This is a genomic window from Brevibacillus sp. FSL K6-2834, assembly GCF_038592925.1.
GTDB classification, from domain to species: domain Bacteria; phylum Bacillota; class Bacilli; order Brevibacillales; family Brevibacillaceae; genus Brevibacillus; species Brevibacillus borstelensis.
Map to the genome: position 1 here is coordinate 2,548,033 of NZ_CP151945.1, position 25,998 is coordinate 2,574,030.

Below are 25,998 nucleotides of genomic sequence, written 5' to 3' on the forward strand. Positions count from 1 at the left end.
AAAAGGAGGATTCCCCTTTGTTTCGTACGATGATGAAAGCAAAGATTCACCGGGCAACGGTAACGGAAGCGAATCTGAATTACGTAGGAAGTATTACGATTGACAAGGACATTCTCGATGCCTTGGACATCTTGCCGAATGAAAAAGTGCAGATTGTCAACAACAACAACGGAGCTCGTCTGGAGACGTACGTGATCGAGGGAGAACCGGGAAGCGGCGTTATTTGCCTGAATGGAGCGGCAGCCCGGTTGGTGCAGCCCGGCGATATCGTCATCATCATTTCCTATGCGCTGGTAAGCGATGAAGAAGCCCGCAGCCACAAACCGCGGGTTGCGATCATGGATGAGCACAATAAAATTGCACAGCTTCTCGCCGAGGAAGTACACGCCACCGTCTATTAATCGGGAGAATCTGCATAGAGCCCCATCCCTTGTGAAACAATGAGACTACACACGCCTCACAGGGGGTGGCTTTTTTTTGAAGCTGGAAGAATGGTTTGATACATTGCAAACAAAAGCGGAAACAATTGAACAAAGGTGGCCGGCGGCTTCCGAGCATGAAAAGCTTCAGCTTGCTGATCAGTTGTTTCAGCTTCGCCAGGTAAGCGACAGAGTCGTCGATCTGTGGCTGCAGTTTGAAGAGAAGCTGTCTGCTGCAATTCGGCAGATTAAAAAGATGGAAGGCCAGGATGATGAGCAGGAAGAAGCTTTTGGCGAGCCTCTTGCTGGACAATCGTATACATCACAGGACAAGCCGAAGACCGAGGGGAAACAGCCAAAAGCAGATCAAAACGCTTCCACATCTGCGTGGAAGGATTTGCAATCCGCTTTGACAGACGGCGCGACTACGGCCGAAGAGCAGTCCTTGGCACAAGCAGCTTCCCAGCAAAAGCAGGGTCACCTCGAGTTGCATCGGGAATATGAGCATATGTTTCGGAAAGGAGAGGGCTTTTACCACCTCCGGATGTACCAGGATGCCAAACGCTGTTTTGCCGAGCTGGTAGACCAGTCTCCGGACTGGGAAAGCGGGCGGTTGTATTACGGGTACAGTCTCTTGTTTTGCGGTGAAAAGGAAACGGCGCTGCGGGAATTTCGCCTCCTTAGCAGATCGGCCAGCTCCCCTGCGGTCACGGCGATCAGCTATAATGCCATCGGATGCATCCTGGCCGAAGAACGGCAGTGGCTGGAAGCTGCCCAAGCGTTCAAGGAAGCCGTTTCGATCAAGCCCGATCACCGGGATGCCTGGTTTAACTTGGCGCTGTGCTATCTGGAAGACGGATACATCCACGAGGCCATGGAGACGATCGAGAAGGTGCTCGATGAAGGAGAACAGGATTGGGAAGCGCAGATGCTTTGGCTGCGGGCAGCCCGTCTGCTGCAAATGAGCGACCCGGCAGCGGAGCTGGCGCCGCCTGGCGGACTTAGGCTGCCCAACCGCAATCTTGACAGCGCGACGCTGCAGGAGATGGCCTCCCTCTATGAATCGTTGGGGAATTACCACCGGGCACAGATCTGCTATCACTTCCTGACCGAGCGTTATCCGCAAGACGGCCATGCTTGGCATGGGCTGGCCTGGAACACGTGGCTCATCGCCGGAACGCGCCGCGCTTTGACATTGATGAAAAAGGCGATCGCCCTGGCCCCCGATCAGCTCGACTTTACCTTTAGCTATGGCTGGATGCTGTTATTTGACGGCAAAATCGAAGAGGCATTGGCAGCCTTCCGGTTCATTTTGCTGAAGCAGCGGGATCATCGCCTTGCCCAATCGGGAATGATCACGGCCTATGAATGGATGGGGGATATTTTGGCGGCCAAACAACTGGCAAAGCCGTTTACCGAAGACCAGGATCCATACGTCCGATCACTCGGATACTACCACCTGGGGCGGATCGCCTTGGCAGAGGAAAACTGGCGACTGGCCGAACAATATTTCCGCCGGGTATTGCCGCACAGCGATCACTTCAGGGAAATACCGTTTTATCTGCAAATGTGCGCAGGCAAGCTGGGGGAACCCGTAACCGAGAGCGAACTATTGCATCCTTGAACGGGGAGCAGGAAATTTCCCGGTCTTTGCCGAAGTGTTAGGGAAGCGGACATGATACGGGCCGCGCAAGTACGAGGTGACCATAGCTTGAATCGTTTCATCGTAGTAGACTTCGAAACCACGGGGAGCCATCCCAGACAGGGAGACAGCATCATTCAGATCGGTGCCGTTACGATTGACGACGGACATATTACCGAGTCATTTTCCACCCTGATCAAGCCGGGACAGGCGATTCCCCCTTTTATTAAGCAATTGACTGGCATTACCGACGAGATGGTAGCGGATGCGCCAACAATGGAGGAGGTCCTGCCGCGATTCCTTCGCATGCTGGAAGGACGGGCATTCGTCGCGCATAATGCCAGCTTCGATCTTCAGTTTTTGCAAGAAGCCCTGCTGAGCCAGGGCTATTATACGTTTGACGGATATGTACTGGACACGGTCGAGCTCTCTCGCTTCCTGTTGCCGATGCAAGGCAGCTATCGGTTGGGAGAATTGGCTGATGACCTGCACATTGAACATGATCGTCCGCACCAGGCGGACAGTGACGCTTTGGCTACGGCCCAGCTGTTTTTGCATCTGCTGGACATTATAAATGAGCTGCCTCTGGTGACCATCCAACGCCTGCAGATGCTGGTCTCTTCTTTTCGTTCCGATATTTCGGAGCTCTTGCGGTTCTTTGAGATGAAAAAATGGGGATCGATGGACCAGTTGGATACGCTCGGGCGGGACGCTGACGGGATGTCAGACCCGGACGATTCCGAAAAATGGGATGTGTACAGGCAGCTTGCTCTGCGCAAAAAGCCGGAACGCCTCAAAGCTTCTCTGAAAAGGGAAGAAAGCCCAGGCTTGCCGGCCACTTCTTCGTTTGAGGACATGATCGAACAGATGATTGGGGAAGAAGCCGCATTTTCCCGCAACCTTGCGGGGTACCAGCGGAGGGAGGCCCAAGAATCGATGATGCGGGCCATTTTTGACTCGATGGAGAAGGGATCTCACCTGCTAGTGGAAGCGGGGACCGGCACCGGCAAATCTCTCGCGTATTTGCTGCCGGCCATCCTCTGGTCGAAGCAGCGGCGCGAGCCTGTCGTCATCAGTACGAATACGATTCAGCTCCAGGAGCAGCTGTTTCACAAAGAAATCCCCGCGCTGCAGCAGTCGCTCCCGTTCTCCTTCCGGGCTTCCACGCTCAAGGGGAGAGGGAACTACCTCTGTCTGCGAAAATTTGAACAGAGTCTGGAAGAGTCCATGGAAGGCAGCAGCCAGGAGCTCCGGCTGGTGAAAGGCCAAATGGTGACCTGGCTGACCCAGACCGAGACCGGGGATGTCGAAGAATTAAGCATGCCGTCAACCGGCCAGTTGTACTGGCAGCAGGTGAAAAGCGATACGGATTCATGTCTTCACCGGAATTGTCCATGGTTTAGCCGCTGCTATTACTTTCAGGCGCGGGAAAGAGCCGCCGAAGCAGATGTTCTCATCGTCAATCACGCATTGCTCGTCAGCGATCTGCAGGCTGAGAAAAGAATCCTGCCTGCTCATGACATCACGATCATTGACGAGGCCCATCATTTGGAGAGTGTGGCAACCCACCATCTGGGCAAGCAATTTTCGACGGCCCAGCTCTTGTTTTTGCTGGAGCGAGCCAATCCGGAGGAGGGCAGCTATCTCCACCGTTTTGCCGAGCAGCTCTTGGCTTGGCCAGGAAATGAGAAGGCAGCGGCTGTCAATTCGGTGCGGGCAAGCATGAATGAGCATTTTCTCCGGCTCAAGGAAAAGGCCCAGCAACTGACGCAGTTGTTGTATCAGTGGGCGGCAGACCGAGGAGAAGAGACCTCCGATACCGGAAGAGATACGGTCCGTTACCAGACGCTGTCTTTTTCCGGCAAGCACGAGCGAATCCGAAAAACGGCCCGGCGGGTAATCGAATCGATGTCGATCTACGCGTCTGACCTGGAATCGCTTTTGTCTTCCATGCCATCCGGCGAAAAGCCGTCTTTTGAACTGCAAAGTCTTCATACCGATGCTGCAGGCTTGCTGAAGGAGTGGCAAGAAGGGATGGAAATGGTTCACTTCTTTCTCCTGGAGCCGGATGATGAGTATGTGTGCTGGATGGAAATCGAGTCTCGCACCCCGAAAAAGCAAGTGTACTTTCATGCTGCGCCGCTGCAAGTGGCAACACGCTTGGCGGAACCGCTTTTTGACGAGCGCAGAAGCGTGATTCTCACCTCGGCGACGCTGACAGTCAAAGACAGCTTTTCATATATTCTGGAAAGGATGGGGCTCGACCGGCTGCCAGAGGAGCGCGTCCGAACACTCCAGCTGCCGTCTCCGTTCTGTTATGAAAAGCAAGGGCTCCTGCTGATTCCATCCGATCTGCCTACATTGGGCAAAGAGAGCGAGCAGCAGTACCTCGAGGCCGTGATTCAGGGATGCGTGGATGCCATCAGGGCAGCAGGCGGCCGGACAATGATCCTGTTCACCTCCTATTCGATGCTGCGTGTGGTGTACCAAGGCTTGATGGAACAACTGGACAACGAGCCTTATACACTGCTCGGACACGGAATCGACAGCAACAACCGGACAAAGCTGGTGCGCATGTTCCAGAGAGAAACAAACAGCGTTCTCCTGGGGACGAGCAGCTTCTGGGAAGGGGTAGATATCCAGGGCGAGGCATTGAGCTGTCTGGTGATTGTACGCCTTCCGTTTACTCCGCCGAACCACCCGATTTATCAGGCGAGGGCAGAGCAGGTAAAAGAGCAGGGCAAAAACGCGTTTATGTCGATCGCTTTGCCTCAGGCTGTCATCCAATTCAAACAAGGGGTCGGAAGACTGATCCGCCACCAGGACGATCGCGGTGTAGTTGTCGTGCTTGATACACGCATCGTGGAATCCCGCTACGGACGCTCGTTTCTCAAATCGCTCCCACCTTTCGATACGAGAACAGGCCCCTGGACAACCCTGCGCGAAGACATCGCTCCGTTTCTTCGGGGCATGCAATCCCTGTCTGATTCATAAAATGAATCAATAGTCTCACAGGGATATAGGTGATAAAATAAATGCTGTGGAAAGCGGGAAGAGCTTGGCTGTTGGTGTTGGCTGTCACAATGCTTTTGATACCCGGCTGCTCGATCGACAACCACTTGCAAAAGGCGGTAAAAGTAGAAGATCCGTTCGCAAGTGAAGACGAGAGTGAATTCATCGGGCTTGTCATCCACTATCTGGAGCTGCCGCACGGGGAAGCAACCTTGATTCGATTGCCGAATGGAAAAAACATGCTCGTTGATACCGGAAGCGCTGAGGATTGGCCCCGCTTGTTTGCGGCGCTGACCGAACGGAAAATTACCCGGTTGGATTACGTGGTCTTGACAAATGATTTGCCGGGGCACGCAGGGGGCTTCGCTTTTCTTGTGGAGCGGGTGCTTGTAGAGAACATCATTTTGCCCCGTCCGATTGAGTCTTCGATTCGCAACGCGGCCCCGCTCAAAGCAGCAAAAAAGGCAGTGACTGTTACTGACGGAGAAGCAATCAGACTGGACGAAGACGTGATGCTCCAGGTCCTGCACCCGAGTGAACCGCTGTTCCTGTCTCCGCAAGACAACTCCCTTGTCTTTCAATTGCGGCATGACAAGTTGTCTTTTCTCTTCGCCAGTGCGATGAATGAAAAGGCCGAGGAGAGGCTGCTTGAGAAACACGCAGATCAATTGAAAGCAGCGGTTTTGAAGGTTGCTGCTCAAGGCAGCAATCAGGCTTCCTCGCAGCCATTTTTGAGCAAGGTGGATCCGCAAGTGGCGGTCATTTTAACCGGAAAGCCGAGAGAAAAGCTAAAGGATGGCCAGGAAGAAGTGCTGGAGCGGCTCGGCGAATCCTGGGCTGAGACCTACATTACCAGTCAGAACGGAACCATCACGATCCTCTCCAATGGAAAGGATTATCGCGTTTTGAAAAGAAAAAAGTAAGGAGGATCGACCGTACGTGGCCAAAAGTGAAAAGATTTCGGAAGCGGTTGTGCGCCGGTTGCCGATTTATCTGCGCTACCTAAGCTATCTGCAGCAAGTGGGCGTGACGACGGTGTCCTCCCAGCAGATGGGCAAAAATCTCGACGTCAACCCTGCGCAAATCAGAAAAGATCTCTCTTCCTTTGGGGATTTCGGCAAAAAGGGCATCGGCTATGACGTGAACTATTTGGTAGAAAAAATCCGTCAGATCTTAAAATTGAGCGAGGAAATTCGCGTGGCGCTGATCGGGGCCGGGCATCTGGGACACGCCATTAGCAATTACAATGCGCAGGTAGAGGATTACATGCGGATTGCGGCTATCTTTGACAATGACCCGGCCAAATGCGGAAAAGTGCTCGCGGGAATCACCATTCAGCCACTGGAAGAGCTGATTCAGACCGTGAAAGAGCAGAAAATTCGTCTTGCCATCCTAACAGTGCCAGCAGCGGCGGCCCAGTCGGTCGCCAACCTGCTGTTTGAGGCCGGGATTGAAGGGATTTTGAATTTTGCTCCCACCACGATTCGCACCGAACGCGATGTCAGGATCCACTATGCCGATGTGACATCCAGTTTGCAGAGCCTTGCTTATTACTTGACGTAAGAATGGAGTGTAACGATGAAAAAGACCATATTGACCCATGCAACGGTAATTACCGCAAATGACCAAAATGAAGTGATTCAGGACGGAGCTGTCGGATTTGAAGGAGCGGGTATTACGTACGTCGGTCCGACCCCCGATGATCTCTCCGGCTATGACGAAGTGATTGATCTGAAAGGGGATTATGTGCTGCCAGGCTTCATCAATACACACGGGCACGCAGGAATGTCGCTGCTCCGCGGTTATGCGGATGACTTGCCGCTCCAGCAGTGGCTCGAAGACAAAATGTGGCCGCTGGAGGCACAATTCACGTCCGAGCATGTGAAATGGGGCACATACATATCCCTTATCGAAATGATTCGGACCGGTACGACGACATTCGTCGATATGTATGATCATATGGATGAAGTGGCAAAAGCCGTGCAAGCGTCCGGGATGAGAGCGCGTCTCTGCCGCGGAATGATCGGCCTTTGCTCCGAGGAAGAGCGTCAGGCAAAGCTGCGGGATGCCGTTTCTTTCGCCCGTGAATGGCATAACCAGGCGGATGGACGCGTGACCGTCATGATGGCTCCACATGCTCCGTACACTTGCCCGCCGGAATTTATCACACAAATTGTGGAAAAAGCGGAGGAGCTGTCTCTGCCGATCCATATCCACATGTCGGAGACGGAGTGGGAAGTTGGTCAGAATGTAAAGGATTATGGGGTTCGCCCGGTTGCTCACCTGGAAAAGCTGGGTGTCTTCAATCGTCCAACTTTGCTCGCCCACGCCGTTCACCTCACGGATGAAGAGATCGACGTCTTGGCAAACTATCACGTGAAGGTATCGCATAATATCGTCAGCAACCTGAAGCTGGCAAGTGGAGTGGCGCCAGTACCGAAAATGCTGGCAAAAGGGATTCACGTTTCCCTCGGAACAGACAGCAGCGCGAGCAACAACAACCTCAACCTGTTTGAGGAGCTGAAGCTGGCTGCCATTTTGCACAAGGGCGTAAACAACGACCCCGTCGCAGTTCCAGCCGAGGAAGCGCTGCGCATGGCAACCCGTTATGGCGCAGAGGGCGTATTCCAGCCGGATACACTCGGAACGATCGAGACTGGGAAACAAGCGGATTTGATTGTGCTTGACAGTCATCAGGCGCATTTCCATCCGGCTCATGATCCCGTGTCCCATGTCGTGTACGCAGCAAATGGCCGCGATGTTAAGGATACGATTGTGGCCGGTTCTTTCCTGATGCGCAACAGAGAGCTTCTCACCGTCGACGAGGAGCGCGTTATTTTTGAAGCCAACCGGATGTTTCAGCAATTGAAGCGATAAGGGAAAAGGCTCCTGTCATGGGGGACAGGAGAAAGGTTGTAGGTGTAGGTAGAGGGATTTTGATTGGTCACCATGCCGACTTATTTTCGCCATACTTCCGCAAGCGAGGTATGGCGAAATTCCAGTGGGGATGAGTGAGACGATGCTCTTAGAGGTGAAGACAATGCTGCCCAGGAGACGCGATAATCCTGCAGCATAGACCCTAAGAGGTCAGGAGATGTCGTTTGGTTTGACAGCTTCACGCGCTCACCTCCTCGGGGTGTATCTGTAGTATGGCCCAGGTGCCGGGTCGTATGTTTAGCAAGTTTTCCGTCCTGTTCTAAAACCTTCCCAGAATTCATACGCATAAGGAAAAAGGGACAGGGGTGAACGGACTTGTATATTAAGCCCAAACAGCTCTGGTGGCTTCCGTCATTATTTCTCGTCCTGTTTGCCTTGGGCACCTTGCTTGGAGAACTTCACAATCGTCTGGATATAAAAGAAGCGCATGTAATCTCGACGACACAGCGAGAAGAGGCAGACCGGGCGATCGTTGCCAGTTTGCTGGATCAGGTAACCAAAGATACGGAGCGGCCATTCTCCGTTTTCGTAAAGGATTACGTTCTGAGCGGAAAGTACAAGGGTGAAAATTTTCAGCTGGCCGGGGAAATAGCCGGACATCGCTTTGAACTGCAAAAAGAAGCGGAACAGGTCAATGTCACGATTGACGGAGAAATTCAAGACCACCAGGCTTTGCCATACTCGCTATATACGCCCCAGCAGCATGCGGCTATCTTGAAAAGCAAGCTGGAGCGGGTTGCGCCGCTTCCGGTCGCAGATGGTTCCGGTCAGGGCTGGCAAGGCTATCGTCTCAGCGTGCCTTCTACAGAGGTGACCGATCTGTTGTCCATGTGGCTCGGACCATCCTTTCCGATCAAGGATATGACTCAGCGTCTGGCCAATCAGATTGCAGTCGAGTACCAATTATGGTACGATGGACCGACGCGTGAATTGCGGCAATTGGAGATCTATTTGCAAATGGAGACAGCTGCGGGACTCAAGCAGGATCAGCTTCGCTTTCGGTTGTAATGTAAGGGGATAAAGGAGTTTTACCGGTGTATGTAAAAATCGTTGCAGGAGTAATCGCCGTTATTCTTGTGCTCGTTCTGGGCTCGGCCTATCATCTGGGCGCAACCGTTGTGGGGAAGCAGGATGATTTTGAGGCCCAGGTACGGCAATGGGTCCAGGAGCGGACAACAGTCGCGCAGATCGATTCCATAGACGAGTATCGCGGGAATCAATCCTATGCGGTAGTGCTGGGAAAAAACCAGGCGGGCACCCCTGTGGTGGTCTGGTTGACGGCCGAAACAGTCGCATTTGATTCTCTGGAAAAAGCCGTTACCCGTGAAAGCGTGGAAGCGGCCGTTAAAAAAGGATTTCCAGATGGAGCGATTCGCCATATCGTTCCGGGTATTGACGAAAAGAATCGCTTTTGGGAAGTAACGTTGCAGGACCAACAGGGCCGTTTTCATTATTTGCACTACGATCTGTTTACAGGTGCCCTGCTTACCTCTTACGTCGTTTCTCCCAAAATAGTCAGATAGCCCTTCCATTTTCGGAAGGGCTTTTTTCATTTCCATCCAACAACTGTAAGCAAAAAATAATATATCAGTATGATATACTAAAACCGTTGACAAAAAGAGAAAAAGTTGATAGACCATAGCATTCTGAGATAGTTTGGGGGGAAAACTGTGCAAATGCGCAAAGGGGCAATCGGACTCTCACTGCTGGCGACCCTGCTGCTATTGTTCGGCGGTTGGTTTTTATATCAGAAAATAGAGGTCGAAGAGCCTATCCGCACCCAGATCGGACAATTGCAGTCGGCAGAGCTGGCTCATCTACACGTGGGAAAAGATCACATCCAAATAGATTTGAATGTAACGCATCCGGAGCTGTTCCCGCAGGAATATCGCAAGCTGATGCAGCAAGCAAAAGAAATGGCAGGGAGCAAAGAGATTCAGGTCACTCTTGGCAACCAGTCAAAAGAGCTGGAAAAGGTATGGATGAACGGCTTGTTTTCGTTCACGGAAGCCGTTGATTTGCATCAGTACAGCCGGATTCCGCAATTGGTGGGCGAATGGAAAACAGCTTATCAATTAGACCAAGCGATGGCGCAGATGGATGCAGAGCATGTATACGTATACCTGAAGCGAGGGGCAGACGACTATTACGCGATCGTCCCTCGTTCGTCCGGAAGCGAGGTGGCAGTTCGTGGGTAAGGAAATCGTCTGCGGAGCAATACCGGCCATACTGGTGTTTCTCTGGTTTTTAGGCATCAATGTAACGCCCCTTCTCGTCTTTGGTGTCGTTCTGCTCGCCCTTTATTTTTTGGTCGTCCGACAAAGCCAAGGAAATGTATCGTTCGGTGGCAAAGGCAAGCAAACGAAAAATGTGGTTCCCAAGTCGAATGTTCAGTTTGCGGAGATCGGGGGCCAGGAAAGAGCCAAAAACGAACTGAAGGAAGCACTTGATTTTTTGAAGCACAAGGATCAAATCGCCCAGTACGGCATCCGTCCATTGAAAGGCGTGCTGTTAACAGGACCGCCGGGGACAGGGAAGACACTGATGGCGAAGGCGGCGGCAAACTACACGAATTCCGCTTTTGTCGCAGCGTCCGGTTCCCAATTTGTGGAGATGTACGTGGGTGTCGGAGCCCAGCGTGTCCGTGATCTGTTCAAGGAAGTCAAGGCATTGGCTGAAAAGAACGGTCAGGACAGCGGCATCATTTTCATCGACGAGATCGATGTGATCGGCGGAAAGCGTGACGGACAGCAGCAGCGAGAGTACGATCAGACGCTGAACCAGCTGTTGACCGAGATGGATGGCATTGGAACGAGCGAAAAACCGCGCATCTTGATGATTGCGGCAACGAACCGGAAGGACATGCTGGACTCGGCGCTGCTGCGTCCGGGACGCTTCGACCGTCATATCAGTGTCGATTTGCCTGACAAGACGGCGCGGGAGCAAATCTTGGTGATTCATACGGCCAATAAACCGCTCGCACCCGATGTTTCCCTGGAGCAAGTCGCTCAGGAGACATTTGGCTTTTCAGGTGCCCAGCTTGAAAGCGTAGCCAATGAAGCAGCCATTTACGCAATGCGCGAGAAAAGCCCGCAAATTGAAGCGCGTCATTTTGCCTTTGCCGTAGACAAAGTCATGATGGGAGAAAAAGTAGACCGGGAAGCTTCGGCTGAAGAGAAAAAGCGTGTGGCTTTGCACGAATTGGGCCATGCTATCGTAAGTGAAACCGTACGTCCCGGTTCAGTCTCCCAGGTGACGCTTAGCCCTCGCGGCAAAGCATTGGGATACGTCCGGCAAAATCCGATGGAAGACCGGTACTTGTACACGAAGGAAGCCTTGGAAAAGCAGATTATGGTATGCTTGGGCGGGGCCGTGGCTGAGGAAATCTACTACGGCGGCCGCAGCACAGGCTCCAAGAACGACTTCGAGCAGGCGCTGAATATGGCACAGGAGATCGTGCAGAGCGGCATGTCCGGATTGGGCATCGTTCACCTGCAGTACGTGGCCAAGGAACGGGTTCACGACGAGGTGGAGCGCATACTCGAAGACCTTCTGGAGAAAACCCGAACGCTGCTAAGCAAGTACGACTCTGTTTTTCAAGAGGGTCTTCATACGTTGCTTCAAGCGGAGGTTTTGCATGGCGATGCTTTTCGCAGCTTGCTTGCCTCTGTATCCACCCCTGAAAAGGAGCTGGCGGTATAACGCCGGCTTCTTTTTTTTCTTTGCATTATTTTATATTGACGGTGCCCAATGAGCGGTCTGGTGAATATCCTACAGAAGGACATGGACGATTTCAGGAGGGAAGAATATACCATGGCGAAGGTGAACCGTCGAAAAGTAAGCAAACCGTTGGGGAAAAGGTCAGATAGGCTGGAACTCCCTTTGCTGCACAACGATATTGACGTGGACTGGCTCGAGGATTTGGAGTCAGACCGGCAGTTGGCCAGCGGGGGACAAGAGTCATTTACTGTATCAAGCGTGAAAAAGGAGCCTGTCAGTGTCAATCCGCCTCTGCAAAAAATCCCGAAACAGCAAGTCAATTCAAACCAGACGACTTTTTCCAAAGTCCTCAAGGAACGTCGGGATGAGACGAACAATTCGGTGGTCTATACGGATGATTTGACCGATCAGGCTGTCACTACCGAAAAAATCGCCAATCGGGCAGTTGACGCTTCCAAAATCAAACCGGGAACGATCGACAACAATTTGCTGAAAGATTACGCTGTGGACAGTTCCAAGCTGGCAGACAGGGCAGTAACGTCGAACAAGATTGCACCTGAAGCAATCCAATCCACACATATCGGCAAGAATGTGATCGGTGGCGACATGCTCCAGGACCGTTCCATTTCGGGCGACAAGCTGCAAAACAACAGCATTACGTCTGAGAAGCTTGCCGACAAGACGATTGACGCAATCAAATTTGCTGAAAGTTCCATTCAGACGAAGCATATCCAGGAGCAGGCCATCACGACAGAGCTCATCCAGGATCAAGCGATTACCGCAGAGAAAATCAAGATGGGTACCATCCAAAAAGGAAATTTGGCCAACTACATTATCAACTCTGTCAAATTGGAAGACAACGCTGTCAGCAATGAAAAAATTCGCGATGGAGCAGTCACCGGCAGCAAAATCGACGAGGATGCCATTGAGTCGCACCATATCAAACGCGGTGCGATCCAGCACGAACATTTGAATGACAGAGCCGTTGACGCCAGCAATATCATGCCGGGCAGCATCCAGGACCAACATCTGGCTTCCTTCAGTGTCCAATCACAGCACTTGTCGCCAGAGTCGGTTACGGGCCAAAAAGTGGCACCTTATGCCATCACAACCGAACACCTTGATGAGAACAGCGTGACCTCAAGCAAACTGGCTAAAGAATCGGTAGCCAGCGTTCATTTGCAACCATCCGTCATTCAAACGGCCCATCTCCAGGACAACAGTGTCACACATAAGAAAATAGGCGATGCCCAGGTCACGACCGCAAAGCTTGCTGACAAGGCAGTGAATGCCGACAAGTTGGCCCCGCGTTCCGTGAACAGCCACCACATAAACGAGGGAACGATCGATGCAAAGCATTTGGCTGACGGTTCGATCACCAAGGATAAACTGGCGAAGGGCGTGATCGATGCCACCCATTTGGGTGAACGGGTTGTCAGCAATATTCATTTGAAGGACAATATTGTGCAAACGCATAATTTGGCCGACCACGTCATTACGACCTCCAAGCTTGCGGCAGAATCCGTGTCGACCGACAAAGTGACGGAGCTGAGCATAACGACGACCAAACTGGCTGACGGCGCCATCACCTCCGCGAAACTGGCCAGCGAATCGGTCAAAGCAAGACATCTCTCCCGAAATATCGTTACAGAGGAGAAGCTGGCCGACAAAGCTATACAGTCAAGGCATCTGACGAATAACGCCGTTCAAACCGAGCACTTGCAAAATCAAGCAGTCACGTCTGAAAAGCTTGCACCCAGCAGTGTAACGCGGGAAAAACTGGTTGCTCGCAGCGTGGACGGCACCAGGCTTGAGCTGCAGTCGGTAACAGGTGGCCATGTAGAGAAAAACACCCTGAGCGGAGAGCATCTCATCGCTGGCGCCATTACGTCCGACCATCTGGCTCCAGGGAGCGTACATGGCATTCACATTGCCAACAAAGCCGTCGACTCGCAGCATCTAAAACCGCTTTCCATTACGACAGAGAAGCTTGGCGAGGAAGCAGTCGTTACTTCGAAAATAGCGATACGCAGCGTAACCGGAGAAAAGATCAGCCTGTTTGCGATCTCGACTGATCACATCGAGGATCGGTCGATCACGAGGGACAAAATTACGCCAGGAGCGATCAGAGCAGAACACCTCCTGGATAATTCTATCGGCAGCGAGCAGTTGATGGAAAGAAGTGTAGGCGCCAAACATCTGAAGACCGAAAGCGTAGCAGGCGAACATATCGTCGACGGAGCGATCACGGCTAACCATCTGGCGGACGGCACCGTTACAATGGATAAACTGGCGTTTGTTCCGGTGGAGACCAGCAGGCCGCAAGGGGTCACTTTGCAGCAATTCGGGTTCCTTTCCTTCCGGATCCCTGCCAGCAAAAAGTCAGTTGACGTAACGATACGGCTCGACGCTCCGTTCGCAAATGCCGACTATTGTCTGGTGGCAATGACAAACCGGATGGGCTGCCATGTTTCCTTTAAATACGGCAATCGGACTTCTGCAGTAGTCACTGTGTTTCGAAATCGCTCCGGACAAGAGGAAAAAGGAGTGATTCAGTGGATTGCAGTCGGAGAGAAAGGTGGCACCATCACCGGTGAGATGAGGGAATATTTCGAGCAGGAGCTGGAGGAGAATGATCTGCTCGAAGCACTCGAAGAGGATGGCGAGATCGCACAGGAAGAGTTAAGTGCAGAAGATAAGGACGAGGAAGAGAATGCCGTCCTGTATGTGCATGATGATGGCGAGCATGAGTCAAACGGGGACGCTGATCAGGAATTTGCAGATGAGGATGCCATCGAGTCCAGGAGGGCAGCGCAAAGACATCGGAACAAGGGCCGCAATCGGGAGGAATTAACCATTAGCGAAGAGATTGATGAGGATTACGAAGACTAAATCGAAGCGCAGCCATTCAGAGTGTGGGCAACAGACCGTCAACTCTTTGCGTGGCTGTTGACGAATAGGAGTGTCGGACAGATATACAGGCAAAGGCCAGGCTCCCGGCGGAGCAGGGCCTTTTATTTTGGTGCGCCCAGCATGGGCGATAGCTATAGGGTGAAAGTCCCGAACGGGGGTTGGCTGTACCAACCGTTAGCTCAAGGCAAGGGTGTCGACCGCGAGGTCGAATCTGAAGGAAGCCGGCGGCAAAATCCCGACCTGAGGTACACGAACCCAATTTGAGGCTGTTGTATCCGGGCGAGTCTGCCAAACAAGACAAAGCCCCATACAGCCAAGGGATACAGTAGTAAACTTGGGCAGGTACATGGGATGAAAGTTATCGTTCTTACCTGGGGAGGTCTGCATGAAACGCCTTCAACTGTTGGTAACCGTCTCCGTAAGGAGACGCTGAACATGCAGAAGTCAGCAGAGGCCATAGTACCCGAGTAGAGGACGCTTGAATGGGGAAGGGCCGAACATCAAGCCAGCATGCGATCCATGTCTTTTGATACGGTACGTCGAAGCAGAATTCTGTCAAGGAACTACTTTTGAAGAGCAGGGGTGAAGCCCCGAGGGTACAAAAGAGGGCTGAGTATCGTACAGCAAGCACGGAGTCCGCATGTGCGAAGGAAGGAACATCATTATGGATTTGCTGGAAAAAGTCTTATCACGGGAAAACTTACGGATGGCACTCCAACGAGTGGAGGAAAACAAAGGTGTCGGTGGAGTCGATGGTGTTTCAACCGAACAACTACGCGATTATCTACGTGAACACTGGCAAGCCATCCGCGAGAAGATGGAAAGGGGAACCTATAGACCTTCACCTGTTCGCAGAGTCGAAATCCCGAAACCTGACGGTGGTGTAAGGTTATTAGGCATTCCCACCGTGGTAGACCGCTTTATTCAGCAGGCCATCCTCCAAGTGTTAACGCCGATCTTCGACCCCACCTTCTCGGAATCTAGCTATGGGTTCCGTCCAAAACGTAGCGCTCACATGGCAGTAAGGAAAGCGCAAGCGTATATCTCCGAAGGATATCGTTTCGTGGTGGACATCGATCTAGAGAAATTCTTTGATCGCGTAAATCATGATATTCTAATGAGCCGTGTGGCTCGAAAAGTTCAGGACAAGAGAATTTTAAGACTGATTCGTTCCTACTTGAATGCGGGGATCATGATAAATGGCGTCTGTACAACATCAAGTGAAGGAACACCGCAAGGTGGGCCGTTAAGCCCACTTTTGGCAAATATCCTACTTGATGATTTGGACAAGGAACTCGAAAAGAGAGGCCACCGTTTCTGCCGCTACGCAGACGATTGTAATATCTACGTGAAAACAAAACGGGCAGGGGAACGAGTAAAGAAGAGTATTCAAAACCACTTGGAGAAGGTACTAAGGCTAAAAGTAAATGAGGAGAAAAGCGCGATAGACCGACCATGGAAACGAAAATTCTTGGGCTTTAGTTTTACCTTTGCAAAACAGACAAGGATTCGCATCCACCCCAAATCCCTCCTCAAGCTAAAAGAGAAAATCCGCACGATCACGAATCCGGTGTGGAGCATCTCGATGGAGAAGCGGATTGAAAGAATAAATCAGTACCTCATGGGCTGGATTGGATATTTCGCCCTTGCAGACGCGAAGGGCATTCTACAATCCATTGAGGAATGGACAAGGCGCAGGCTCCGTCTTTGTTTGTGGATGCAGTGGAAACGCGTGAGAACCAGATATCGAGAACTTCGTTCTCTTGGCATATCTCACGTAAAAGCCATTGAAATTGCAAATACCCGCAAGGGTGCATGGCGTACCACAAAATCTCCGCATATACACAAAGCCCTCGGCATTGCCTACTGGCAACAACAAGGGCTGAAAAGCTTAGTGCAACGATATTCTCAAATTCGTCAAGCTTGGTGAACCGCCGTATACCGAACGGTACGTACGGTGGTGTGAGAGGACGGGGGTTAGTCGCCCCCTCCTACTCGATTATAATGGAGTCCGGTTTTTTGCTTTGATGAAGGGCTATAAAGTTGTCATAAAAATATTATGGTAAACTAACAGGCGCAGACTCTCATTGAATTCAACTACGCTGAATAGTATAATTGATTCGATATCAAGTAGTATGGATTTTGTGTTGCAATGGCAAATGGAGGGAAACAAGCCGATGATGACGACCATTGCCCAGTTGGGGCAGCATGTGGGACAAGAAGTACGATTGGGCTGTTGGCTTTTTAACAAGCGCAGCAGTGGAAAAATACAATTTTTGCAGCTGCGCGACGGCTCCGGATTCATTCAGGGAGTAGTCGTCAAAGCAGAAGTATCGGAAGACGTATGGGAAGCAGCATCGCAATTGACACAGGAGAGCTCTTTGTACATAAACGGCATCGTTCGGGCAGATGACCGTGCGCCGAGCGGCTATGAATTGACCGTGACCGGCATTGAAATTATTCAAATCTCCCACGATTACCCGATTTCGCTGAAGGAGCACGGGGTTGACTTCCTGATGGACCACCGCCACCTGTGGCTGAGAAGCCCTCGCCAGAGAGCGGTTATGTCGATCCGTTCCGAAGTGATTCGTGCGGTAAACGAATATTTTCACCAAAACGGCTTTTACAAAGTAGATCCGCCGATTTTGACTCCTACCTCTGCGGAGGGGACGACAAACCTCTTCCATACGAAGTATTTTGACGAGGACGCCTATCTTTCCCAATCCGGCCAGTTGTACATGGAAGCTGCTGCGATGGCTCTGGGACGGGTATACTCCTTTGGTCCGACCTTCCGTGCCGAAAAATCCAAAACGCGCCGTCACCTGATCGAGTTTTGGATGATCGAGCCCGAGATGGCCTTCGTCGATCACGAAGAAAACCTGCGCATTCAAGAAGAGTTTGTGTCTCATGTCGTACAGTCTGTTTTGAAAAACTGCCAGCGCGAGCTGAAAACACTGGAGCGCGACACGACCAAGCTGCAAAATGTCGTCGGACCGTTCCCGCGGATTTCTTATGATGACGCGATCAAACTGCTTCAGGAAAAAGGAAGCGAGATCAAATGGGGCGATGATTTCGGCGCTCCTGACGAGACGGCGATTGCCGAGCATTTTGACAAACCGGTATTTATTACCCACTACCCGACAGAAATCAAGGCGTTCTATATGAAGCCAGATCCGAACAGACCAGAGGTTGTCCTCTGTGCCGATCTGATCGCACCGGAGGGATATGGGGAAATCATTGGCGGAAGCCAGCGTATTGACGATCCTGTCCTTTTGGAAGAGCGGTTCAAAGAACATGAACTGTCTGAAGAAGCGTATAAATGGTATCTCGATCTGCGCAAATACGGGACTGTGCCTCACTCCGGATTTGGTTTGGGACTGGAGCGCACAATCGCCTGGATTTGCGGTTTGGACCACGTCCGCGAAACGATTCCGTTCCCGCGCATGCTTTATCGCCTCTACCCGTAACCCGCTGCTTTTTTGGCGGTTACACGCTCAGTATCTTACACCCTGCTGCCGGAGGGCGGCAGGGTATTTACGTTCTTCAAACCAACGCGAACAGCACGCCAGCATGCAATCATGGCGATGAGGTGAAAATGTCTCATGGAATCACAACTATTACAGATTTTGCAAGAAGGAGCCACATCGATTTCCAACCTCCTTTTAAAAATGTACAAGCAAACATCGCTCTCTGATGAAGAAATGATTCTCATTATCCATTTGTTATCCTTTCAGCAAGAGGGAAATCGCTTTCCGACGATTCAGGAGCTGGAGGATCGGATGTCGATGTCATCAACCAGACTGATCCAGACATTGCAAAAGCTTTTGAAGGAAGAATGGATCAGCATTGACGAATACATCGATCCCGAGACAGGGATGCGTCATGAGCTGTACAATCTGACTCCCTTGTATCGCAAGCTTTATCAAAGCTGGCGGGAGCAGCGCAGCGTATCCCGGATGATTGACCCGGTGGTAGAGCCTTTTGCCGAAATGGCCAGTACATTGGAAGGCGAGCAGACGGGATTGTACACCCGCTTTGAACAGGCGTTTGGCCGTCCGCTATCGCCGTTTGAGCTGGAGACGATCCACATCTGGACCAATCAGGACGGTTATTCGGATGAACTGATTCTGACAGCATTGCGGGAGGCAGCTACGGTCGGCAAGCTGCACATCCGCTATATCGACCGAATTCTTTTGGAATGGCAAAAGCAAAAGATAACAAGCGTCGAAGAAGCAAGGCACTATAGTCTCCGTTTCAGGCGCCATACGCCTGTAAGCGATCAGCGTCAGCCGCTGTGAGGAAATCCCTCGCAGCGGTTTTTTCTTTTCCCCTGTACATGTACCTATTTGGGATCTTGTTCATACCATAAAAAGAGCGAAAGCTGTCGGAATGATTGACTTGGTCAAGCGAATCTTGATGTCGGATTGGTCTGGAGGTCATGAAGCATGGAAAAGCGAAAAAAAGGTGAGACCACACATTGGATTATGCCGGGAGTGTTTTCTGGCGAATTCGTGGTGGATGAAGCTGTTGAACGCGTTCAATTGAAAAAACTGGGAGACCAACGGGACGCCGCGGAAACGCTGTGGAAAGAGAGGGCGGAAGAAATTCAAAAAGAGCTTGCGGCTCTCAAAGAAGCGGTGTCACGCTGGGAAGAACGGTTTAAGGTACTGCAGGAAGAGCAGAAGCGCGAGCGAGAGTACCTGTACCAGGTCGTTCTTTCTTTAAAACAGGAGTGGGAGCGGGAGCGAAATGAAAATCGCCATCATTAGTCCCGGCCCCTTCTCTGTGCCGCCGGTCAAGGGCAGCTCAGTAGAGCATGATATCGATGAAGTGAGCAAGATGTTTGGGCCGGAGCATCAAGTGACCATCTACACGCGAACGTGCCCGACCTACCCTCGTTCGAGCTTTGAAGAGGGGAGAGACATTATCCGTTTTCCTTATAAGGGTCCCGGCCCTTATCTCAAGCGAATCATCGGCGATTTGAAAAGACGAAGTCCCGATGTGATCCTGGTGGAGAATCGCCCCAATTTCGTGCCTGCTTTGCGGAGAAAATTTCCATCAGTTCCGATCTATGTGAATATGCACTCTCACGTATACGCCGCCAAATGGTTTATCAGTCCGGAGAAAATGAGACAAATCGTACGGCTCGCAGATGGGTTTATCACCAACAGTGAATATCTGCGTCAGCATTTTATAGAAAAGCATCGTATCCCCCCAGACAAAGTCCATGCGGTTCACCTGGGGGTAGACGTGACGCCTTATCAGCTAGCAAAAATCAATTTCGGAGTAAGAAATTTGCGGCGGAAGCTGGGACTCAGACATGATGATCGGATCATGTTCTACGCAGGCAGGCTGATGAGGGCAAAAGGCGTCCACGTCCTGCTCAAGGCATTCCGGAAGGTGTGCGAACAGGATCCAAAGGCCAAGCTCATCATCGTGGGAGGAACTGGCTATGGAAGCAATCGAATGAACCCGTATGTCCGGTATTTGCACCAGCTGGCGAAACCACTGGGCGACCGGGTGAAATTTGTGAACTTTATCCCGAGCCAGGAGATGCCCCTGTACTACCAGATCGGCGATATTGTGGCAACGCCTTCCGTCTGGCAAGAGCCGTTTTGCCGGGTCAACCTGGAAGCGATGGCATCCGGAAAGCCGGTGATTACGACACCGAGAGGCGGGATCGGGGAGGTCGTCATACACGAGGACTCGGGTTACGTGATCTCTCCCAAGGAATGGGAAAAGGAACTGCCCAGGATTTGGGATGAGCTATGGAGCATTCCTCACTTGCGAAATCAGATGGGAAAACGCGCATTGGTCCGGGCGAAGCAATTTTCTTGGTACGCCACAGCCCAAGGCTATTTACAGGCTTTTGAAAAGGGGGCTGACAAACGGGCAAGAGTCGCAGCAGCTTACAAAAAGGTCGGATAAATCGGGCGCGAATCAGACTGGGTGGTCGCCCTTTCTGCCCCGGTTGTGGACTTCTGCCCTGTCCAGATACGGCGGGACGCATACCTTATAAGTATCGCTAGAAGCACAACTGGGGAGTGATTTTTGTGAAAGGGTTAATCTTATGCGCCGGACGTGGCACGAGACTCCATCCATTTTCCTATTCGCAACCAAAAACCCTCCTCCCTGTGGCTAATCAACCGGTTCTATTCTACTGCATTCGCAAGCTGATTGAAGTGGGTGTCCGTGACATCGGAATCGTCATTCACCCTTCCCAAGTGCAGATTTCAGGATACGTAGGCGATGGTAGTCAATTTGGGGTTACCATTACCTATATCGAGCAGGAATCGCCGCTTGGGATTGCTCATGCAGTGAATATTTCACAGCCATTCCTCCAAGACGAACCGTTTATCCTTTTGTTAGGCGATAACTTGCTTATGGATTCCTTGCACAATCTCGTTCGCAGATTCCAGGACAATCGTGCAGACGGAATCGTCATGCTGAGCGAGGTAGAAAAGCCGCAGGACTACGGGATCGCAGAGGTACACGAGGGGCGTCTTATCTCCGTGGTGGAAAAACCTGTTGTGCCAAAAAGCAATCTCGCAGTGATTGGTGCTTACTTATTTACAAGGCCGATCTTTGAGGCGATCGCCTCGCTGAGCCCTTCTTCTCGCGGAGAGTACGAGATTACGGATGCGATCCAGACGATGATCGATCGTGGATCTTTCATTGCGCATACGACAACAAACGGGAAATACACCGACGTAGGGACGATAGAGCGTTGGCTGGAGGCGAATCGGTGGATGCTTTCCCGGGAGTTGGGAGAAAAATTGGCAATCGGAGAGGGCAGCGTCGTACAACATTGCGAGATTGTCGGTCCGGTTTTAATAGGGAAAGGATGTCATATCGAGAACTGTCGGCTAGGGCCGTACGTTTCCATTCAGGATGGTGTCCAGATATCGAATTGTACGCACATCGAGAACAGTATTTTATTGGAAAACAGCTCTATTCATGATGTGTCATGGCAAATGAAAGACAGTGTCTTCGGACGCGAGTCTTTTTTCAAAGGAAGCAGTGATCGAAAAGCCAGTATGTTTATTTTGAGTGACAAATCCTCCATCCAGCTTCCCTCTACGGGAGGTGACAGTGAATGACCAATCCAACTCCGTTGTTTACCGTAGTGATTCCCGCTTACAATCGCGCCAAATACATTCGCAAAGCAATTTCCAGTGTCATGAAGCAGACGTGCAAGGACTGGAAGCTGCTGATCATGGATGATGCGTCGACAGACAAAACAAGACATAAGGTAGAACGCTATCTGTTCAATCCAAACGTTCAATATTACCGGATGGAAGAGAACTCGGGCATCTCCAAAGTGATGAACAAGGCTTTGACAATGGTTGATACGCCTTTTCTGGTTCAGCTTGATTCTGATGACTGGCTTCCGAAACGCTCCCTTGCGATCTTGAAAAAGCATATCCTGCGCGACAAGAAGAACAAGCGCGCACTCTTCTATGGAAACGTCAAAATCTGGCGTGTGAGAAGAGGCAAGTACGTCAATCCATTTTTGGTCAAACACAAGCAGTTCAACACGAAATATCAATTTCTCAAATACAACCATTGGATGGTGGCTCCCCGCTGTTACCGCGTTTCGGCCCTGCAAAAGGTGGGGGGCTGGGATACTTCCGACAAGTATGAAGGCAGGATCATGGAGGACAGAAGGATTATCCTCCGCCTGATCGAGCGGTATCGGGTGAAGTGGATTAATCGAAAGCTGTACAATCGGACCAAACACAGAGGCCAGTTGACAGACAACAAGATGAAGCGGAAGCGCAACGAGCTGCGCAGAAAAACGTTCCGGTATTATCTGAAACGCTGGGGCAACAAGTACAAGGCCGTATACGGTTATAAGAACGGGTACTTGATTATCAAGCGATTGAAAAAGAAAAAGGGAAGGAGGAGACGGCGGCGATGAGAAAGGTGCTCATTACAGGCTGTGCTGGATTTATCGGGTCCCATTTGACTCAGCGCCTGCTGCAGGAGGGTCATCATGTCGTCGGAGTCGACGGTTTTATCGACAACTATGATGTGGCCTGTAAATTACGCAATCTCTCGCTGATCGGTCAACATTCCCTGTTTACGTTTCACTCGGCCCTGCTATCGGAAAAGCGCTGGGAGGAATGGCTGGATGAGGTTGATCTGGTATTCCATCTGGCTGCTCTTCCGGGCGTCCGTACCAGTTGGGGGAAGGCATTTTCCGACTATCTGGCACACAACCTGCTTGCAACACAAGAATTGCTCGATGCCTGTACGCGTCTAAAGACTGCTCCAAAGGTGATCATTTCCTCCTCGTCCTCTGTGTACGGAACGATGCGGGAAGGAATGACCGATGAGCAATCCCCCATTCATCCGATTTCCCCTTACGGCGTCACCAAGGCGGCCATGGAGCAGATTTGTCGTGTCTACGTCGAGGCGTACGGTCTTCCTGTCGTCATGCTGCGATACTTTACCGTCTACGGCCCGAGACAGCGGCCGGATATGGCTTTTCACCGATTTTTCAAGCAATTGCTGCGCGGTGAGCCGATAACCGTTTACGGGGACGGTCTTCAGAGCCGCGATTTTACATTTGTCTCGGATGCGGTCGAGGCCAATCTGCTGGCGGAAAAATACGCTGGACCAGGCGACGTGTACAACATTGGCGGGGACAGGGAAATCAAGCTGATGGAAGTGCTGGAGCTGATGGGCCAACTGACCTCTACAGTACCGGCTGTTGTGCATTTGCCTGCGATCGCGGGAGATTCCCGGCGAACAAGCGCCGACATCCGATTGGCCCAATCCAAACTCGGCTACCACCCGAAGGTGAAACTGGAAGAGGGATTGCGATTGCAGCTGGAAGATATTCGAGCCCAGTTAAAAGGGTAAAACGGGAGGTTTGACATGCAACGGGTACTAGTCTACCGCCGCAAGTTTCTCCCTAAAAGCGAAACGTTTATTTATGAGCAATTGATCGGACACAAGCGCGTACAGACTGCCGTATTGGCCCGGCAAAAGCACTTTAACCGAAAGCAGTTTCCGTATTCCCCGGTATATGTGAAAAAGCGGTTCAAGGGACTTGCCCAGTGGTTGAAAAAAAAGAAATTCGGCTGTTTGCACGCCAGGTTCGGTCCGGCTGGAGTGGAAATACTTCCCTATGCCCGCAAGGCAAAGCTGCCGTTGATCACCTCCTTTCACGGCTTCGATGCAACGAAGCGCGTCAGGGAAAGCAGCTCCTACCGCCGTCAATTAAAAAAGCTGTTTCGCAAAGGAACAGCTTTTACCGTCGTCAGCGACCATATGAAAAAACGTCTCGTTCGGCTCGGTTGTCCGAAACACAAGATCACATTGATTCGCTCCGGCATTGACTTCAATAAATTCCCGATGCAACCGCAGCATCCTGTAAAAAATGGGGCTTTTCGTCTTTTGAGCGTCGGTCGTCTGACGGAGAAGAAGGGAATGGATACGCTGATCAAAGCGTTTTCCCGTGTGGTGCGTCAATACCCGAACGCGACGCTGACGATTGTCGGAGACGGTGAAGAGAAACAAAAGCTGCGGCGAATGATTAAAAAGCGAAATCTTGGCGGGAGCGTCAAGCTTCGCGGCGCGATGCCCCATCGGGAGGTCCAGCGAGAGCTGGCGAACTGCCATCTTTTCGTGATCGCATGCAAGACAGCCAAAAACGGCAATCAAGAGGGGATTCCCAATGTTTTGATGGAAGCGATGGCAAGCGGACGTCCGGTCATCTCGACCTATCATGCCGGTATTCCGGAATTGGTTGAGCACGAGGTTACCGGTTATCTGGTGCCGGAAAAGTCCCCCGGCCGTTTGGCAAAGATGATTCAGCATGTGTTGGGCCGAACGGATGAGTGGCCAGCCATTGCCGCAAGGGCCAGAGCCAAGGTAGAAAGCAATCACGACATTCAAAAACAGCGCGCCAGGCTGGAAGATTTATATGTGAGCGTGCTGAAAAAACGATGAGGTGAAGGAATGAATGTAGCCGTCATTGGAACGGGTTATGTCGGATTAAACACGGCTGTTTCCCTTGCCTTGCACGGTCATCGAGTCGTCGGAATCGACGTGGACGAAGAAAAAGTAAAGCAATTAAAGCAGCGACACTGCCCCATCTATGAGCCGGGGCTGGAAGAGGCCATGCGATCCGTGATGGATCAGGGGAATCTTCACTTTGACCATACATTGAATGGGGAAGCCAAGGAAGCGGACATTTTGTTTATCTGCGTGGGGACCCCTGAATCGGCAGACGGTTCGGCTGATCTCGGGTATCTGTTTGCCGTGGTAGAAGATGTGAGGGCCGTGTACGCCAGCAATCCGGTGAGACGAGGAGTCGTCATCAAAAGCACAGTACCGGTGGGGACGGGAGACCGGGTGGCGGAGCTTCTCGGAGATTGCAAGGAGCTCCACGTCATTTCGAATCCGGAGTTTTTGCGCGAGGGAAGTGCCCTGCAGGATGCCTTGAACCCGTCGCGCATCGTGATCGGAGCAGAGTCGGCGGCAGCGTTTTCCTTGATGGATGAACTCTACGAAGGCTATTCTTGCCCTATGGTAAAAACGACCCGCCGAACTGCCGAGCTGATCAAGTACGCGTCCAATGCGTTTCTTGCCACACGCATTTCCTTCATGAACGAATTGGCCCGGCTCAGTACGGTATTGGGCACGGACATCGAGACGGTCGCACGCGGGATGGGGCTGGACAGCCGGATCGGCCCCGAGTTTTTGCGAGCCGGGATCGGTTATGGCGGATCATGCTTTCCGAAAGACACCATAGCCCTCTTGCAAGTGGGAAAAAGAAACGGAGTGAAATTGAGCATTCTCGAACAGGTGCGAGAAGTAAACCGCACACAGCCGGAATGGTGCGTTCAGCTTATCCGTGAACAATTGGGCGGCTTGCATGGGAAACGGGTTGCCGTTTTGGGGCTGTCTTTTAAGCCGGATACGGACGACATCCGTGAATCGCGGTCACTCCCTATCATCAAGCAGCTGCTGCACGAAGGGGCAATCGTTTCCGCGTATGACCCGATCTCGATGGAGACGGTGGCAAAGCTGTATCCACAGGTCAGCTATGCAGACGACATCTACGCCACGCTGACTGGTGCAGATGCAGCATTGCTCGCTACGGAATGGAAGCAATGCGTGAACCTCGATTGGCAAAAAGCAAAAGCCGTGATGGCCAAACCGGTGCTATTCGACGGAAGGAATGCCTGGCCGTCGGAGCTTGTCAAGCAGTACGGTTTTGCCTATCAGGGAGTGGGAAGAAGCTGACTTTGCCTCCATGGAAAGTCGGCTTCTTGCTCGTATATTGATTTGAACCCGGTGCAAGAATACGCTACGATAATACATATGGATTGTTTTGCCACC

Annotated in this window: 21 protein-coding genes; all 21 read left to right on the forward strand. The window is 51.7% G+C overall.

Going from position 1 to position 25,998, the window contains the following annotated elements; all coding sequences use genetic code 11:
- The first annotated feature begins 17 nt into the window (after nt 1-17).
- The 21 genes from panD (at nt 18) to NST96_RS12775 (ending at nt 25,902) form a co-directional block, all read left to right on the forward strand.
- Nucleotides 18-401, forward strand: a complete 384-nt coding sequence (gene panD / locus NST96_RS12675) for an aspartate 1-decarboxylase (protein WP_003387042.1) — start codon at nt 18-20, stop codon at nt 399-401.
- A 76-nt stretch (nt 402-477) separates the two neighbouring features.
- Nucleotides 478-2,043, forward strand: a complete 1,566-nt coding sequence (locus NST96_RS12680) for a tetratricopeptide repeat protein (protein WP_039070942.1) — start codon at nt 478-480, stop codon at nt 2,041-2,043.
- Between the two features lie 87 nt (nt 2,044-2,130).
- Entirely contained in the window at nt 2,131-5,055 is a 2,925-nt protein-coding gene (dinG, locus tag NST96_RS12685) for an ATP-dependent DNA helicase DinG (protein ID WP_342406484.1), read from the forward strand.
- A gap of 41 nt (nt 5,056-5,096) precedes the next feature.
- Entirely contained in the window at nt 5,097-5,996 is a 900-nt protein-coding gene (locus NST96_RS12690) for an MBL fold metallo-hydrolase (RefSeq protein WP_243014323.1), read from the forward strand.
- A gap of 16 nt (nt 5,997-6,012) precedes the next feature.
- A complete protein-coding gene (locus NST96_RS12695) occupies nt 6,013-6,636 on the forward strand; it encodes a redox-sensing transcriptional repressor Rex (protein WP_003387037.1) in 624 nt (207 codons plus the stop codon).
- Between the two features lie 15 nt (nt 6,637-6,651).
- Nucleotides 6,652-7,950: an amidohydrolase gene (locus NST96_RS12700; protein ID WP_024985013.1), complete on the forward strand. Its 1,299-nt coding sequence runs from the start codon at nt 6,652-6,654 to the stop codon at nt 7,948-7,950.
- A 375-nt stretch (nt 7,951-8,325) separates the two neighbouring features.
- On the forward strand, nt 8,326-9,018 hold the full coding sequence (locus tag NST96_RS12705) for a hypothetical protein (protein WP_003387035.1): 693 nt from the start codon (nt 8,326-8,328) through the stop codon (nt 9,016-9,018).
- Between the two features lie 26 nt (nt 9,019-9,044).
- Nucleotides 9,045-9,533, forward strand: coding sequence for a DUF5590 domain-containing protein (locus NST96_RS12710; protein WP_003387034.1), 489 nt, complete (start codon nt 9,045-9,047; stop codon nt 9,531-9,533).
- A gap of 153 nt (nt 9,534-9,686) precedes the next feature.
- Nucleotides 9,687-10,208 carry a hypothetical protein gene (locus NST96_RS12715; RefSeq protein ID WP_342406537.1) on the forward strand — a complete coding sequence of 174 codons (522 nt, stop codon included), beginning with the start codon at nt 9,687-9,689 and terminating at the stop codon, nt 10,206-10,208.
- Nucleotides 10,201-11,712 carry an AAA family ATPase gene (locus tag NST96_RS12720; protein ID WP_024985016.1) on the forward strand — a complete coding sequence of 504 codons (1,512 nt, stop codon included), beginning with the start codon at nt 10,201-10,203 and terminating at the stop codon, nt 11,710-11,712. The genes NST96_RS12715 and NST96_RS12720 overlap by 8 nt, the downstream gene beginning before the upstream one ends.
- A gap of 111 nt (nt 11,713-11,823) precedes the next feature.
- Nucleotides 11,824-14,622 (forward strand): WIAG-tail domain, encoded by a 2,799-nt coding sequence (locus NST96_RS12725; RefSeq protein ID WP_024985017.1) that lies wholly within the window; start codon nt 11,824-11,826, stop codon nt 14,620-14,622.
- A 685-nt stretch (nt 14,623-15,307) separates the two neighbouring features.
- On the forward strand, nt 15,308-16,573 hold the full coding sequence (ltrA, locus tag NST96_RS12730) for a group II intron reverse transcriptase/maturase (RefSeq protein WP_024985202.1): 1,266 nt from the start codon (nt 15,308-15,310) through the stop codon (nt 16,571-16,573).
- A 247-nt stretch (nt 16,574-16,820) separates the two neighbouring features.
- Complete coding sequence (gene asnS / locus NST96_RS12735) at nt 16,821-18,110, forward strand: asparagine--tRNA ligase (RefSeq protein ID WP_003387030.1); 1,290 nt, start codon at nt 16,821-16,823, stop codon at nt 18,108-18,110.
- A 135-nt stretch (nt 18,111-18,245) separates the two neighbouring features.
- Nucleotides 18,246-18,941, forward strand: coding sequence for a DnaD domain protein (locus NST96_RS12740; RefSeq protein WP_024985018.1), 696 nt, complete (start codon nt 18,246-18,248; stop codon nt 18,939-18,941).
- A 147-nt stretch (nt 18,942-19,088) separates the two neighbouring features.
- A complete protein-coding gene (locus tag NST96_RS12745) occupies nt 19,089-19,412 on the forward strand; it encodes a hypothetical protein (RefSeq protein ID WP_003387028.1) in 324 nt (107 codons plus the stop codon).
- The gene (locus tag NST96_RS12750) at nt 19,393-20,571 is read left to right on the forward strand and encodes a glycosyltransferase family 4 protein (protein WP_341072891.1); all 1,179 of its coding nucleotides are present in this window, start codon (nt 19,393-19,395) and stop codon (nt 20,569-20,571) included. Before NST96_RS12745 ends, NST96_RS12750 begins: the two co-directional genes overlap by 20 nt.
- Before the next feature lie 125 nt (nt 20,572-20,696).
- Complete coding sequence (locus tag NST96_RS12755; RefSeq protein ID WP_342406485.1) at nt 20,697-21,743, forward strand: glucose-1-phosphate thymidylyltransferase; 1,047 nt, start codon at nt 20,697-20,699, stop codon at nt 21,741-21,743.
- Entirely contained in the window at nt 21,740-22,564 is an 825-nt protein-coding gene (locus tag NST96_RS12760) for a glycosyltransferase family 2 protein (RefSeq protein WP_003387022.1), read from the forward strand. The genes NST96_RS12755 and NST96_RS12760 overlap by 4 nt, the downstream gene beginning before the upstream one ends.
- Nucleotides 22,561-23,511 (forward strand): NAD-dependent epimerase/dehydratase family protein, encoded by a 951-nt coding sequence (locus NST96_RS12765; RefSeq protein ID WP_003387020.1) that lies wholly within the window; start codon nt 22,561-22,563, stop codon nt 23,509-23,511. Before NST96_RS12760 ends, NST96_RS12765 begins: the two co-directional genes overlap by 4 nt.
- A 15-nt stretch (nt 23,512-23,526) precedes the next feature.
- Nucleotides 23,527-24,603 (forward strand): glycosyltransferase, encoded by a 1,077-nt coding sequence (locus NST96_RS12770; protein ID WP_031933278.1) that lies wholly within the window; start codon nt 23,527-23,529, stop codon nt 24,601-24,603.
- Between the two features lie 9 nt (nt 24,604-24,612).
- Entirely contained in the window at nt 24,613-25,902 is a 1,290-nt protein-coding gene (locus NST96_RS12775) for a UDP-glucose/GDP-mannose dehydrogenase family protein (protein WP_003387017.1), read from the forward strand.
- The last annotated feature ends 96 nt before the right edge of the window (nt 25,903-25,998 follow it).

Coding starts and splice junctions, on each gene's coding strand:
- NST96_RS12745 (WP_003387028.1), top strand. CDS start 19,089: ATGGAAAAGCGAAAAAAAGGTGAGACCACACATTGGATTATGCCGGGA.
- ltrA (WP_024985202.1), top strand. CDS start 15,308: ATGGATTTGCTGGAAAAAGTCTTATCACGGGAAAACTTACGGATGGCA.
- NST96_RS12725 (WP_024985017.1), top strand. CDS start 11,824: ATGGCGAAGGTGAACCGTCGAAAAGTAAGCAAACCGTTGGGGAAAAGG.
- NST96_RS12775 (WP_003387017.1), top strand. CDS start 24,613: ATGAATGTAGCCGTCATTGGAACGGGTTATGTCGGATTAAACACGGCT.
- NST96_RS12690 (WP_243014323.1), top strand. CDS start 5,097: ATGCTGTGGAAAGCGGGAAGAGCTTGGCTGTTGGTGTTGGCTGTCACA.
- NST96_RS12765 (WP_003387020.1), top strand. CDS start 22,561: ATGAGAAAGGTGCTCATTACAGGCTGTGCTGGATTTATCGGGTCCCAT.
- NST96_RS12700 (WP_024985013.1), top strand. CDS start 6,652: ATGAAAAAGACCATATTGACCCATGCAACGGTAATTACCGCAAATGAC.
- NST96_RS12760 (WP_003387022.1), top strand. CDS start 21,740: ATGACCAATCCAACTCCGTTGTTTACCGTAGTGATTCCCGCTTACAAT.
- NST96_RS12770 (WP_031933278.1), top strand. CDS start 23,527: ATGCAACGGGTACTAGTCTACCGCCGCAAGTTTCTCCCTAAAAGCGAA.
- NST96_RS12740 (WP_024985018.1), top strand. CDS start 18,246: ATGGAATCACAACTATTACAGATTTTGCAAGAAGGAGCCACATCGATT.
- asnS (WP_003387030.1), top strand. CDS start 16,821: ATGATGACGACCATTGCCCAGTTGGGGCAGCATGTGGGACAAGAAGTA.
- NST96_RS12715 (WP_342406537.1), top strand. CDS start 9,687: ATGCGCAAAGGGGCAATCGGACTCTCACTGCTGGCGACCCTGCTGCTA.
- NST96_RS12750 (WP_341072891.1), top strand. CDS start 19,393: ATGAAAATCGCCATCATTAGTCCCGGCCCCTTCTCTGTGCCGCCGGTC.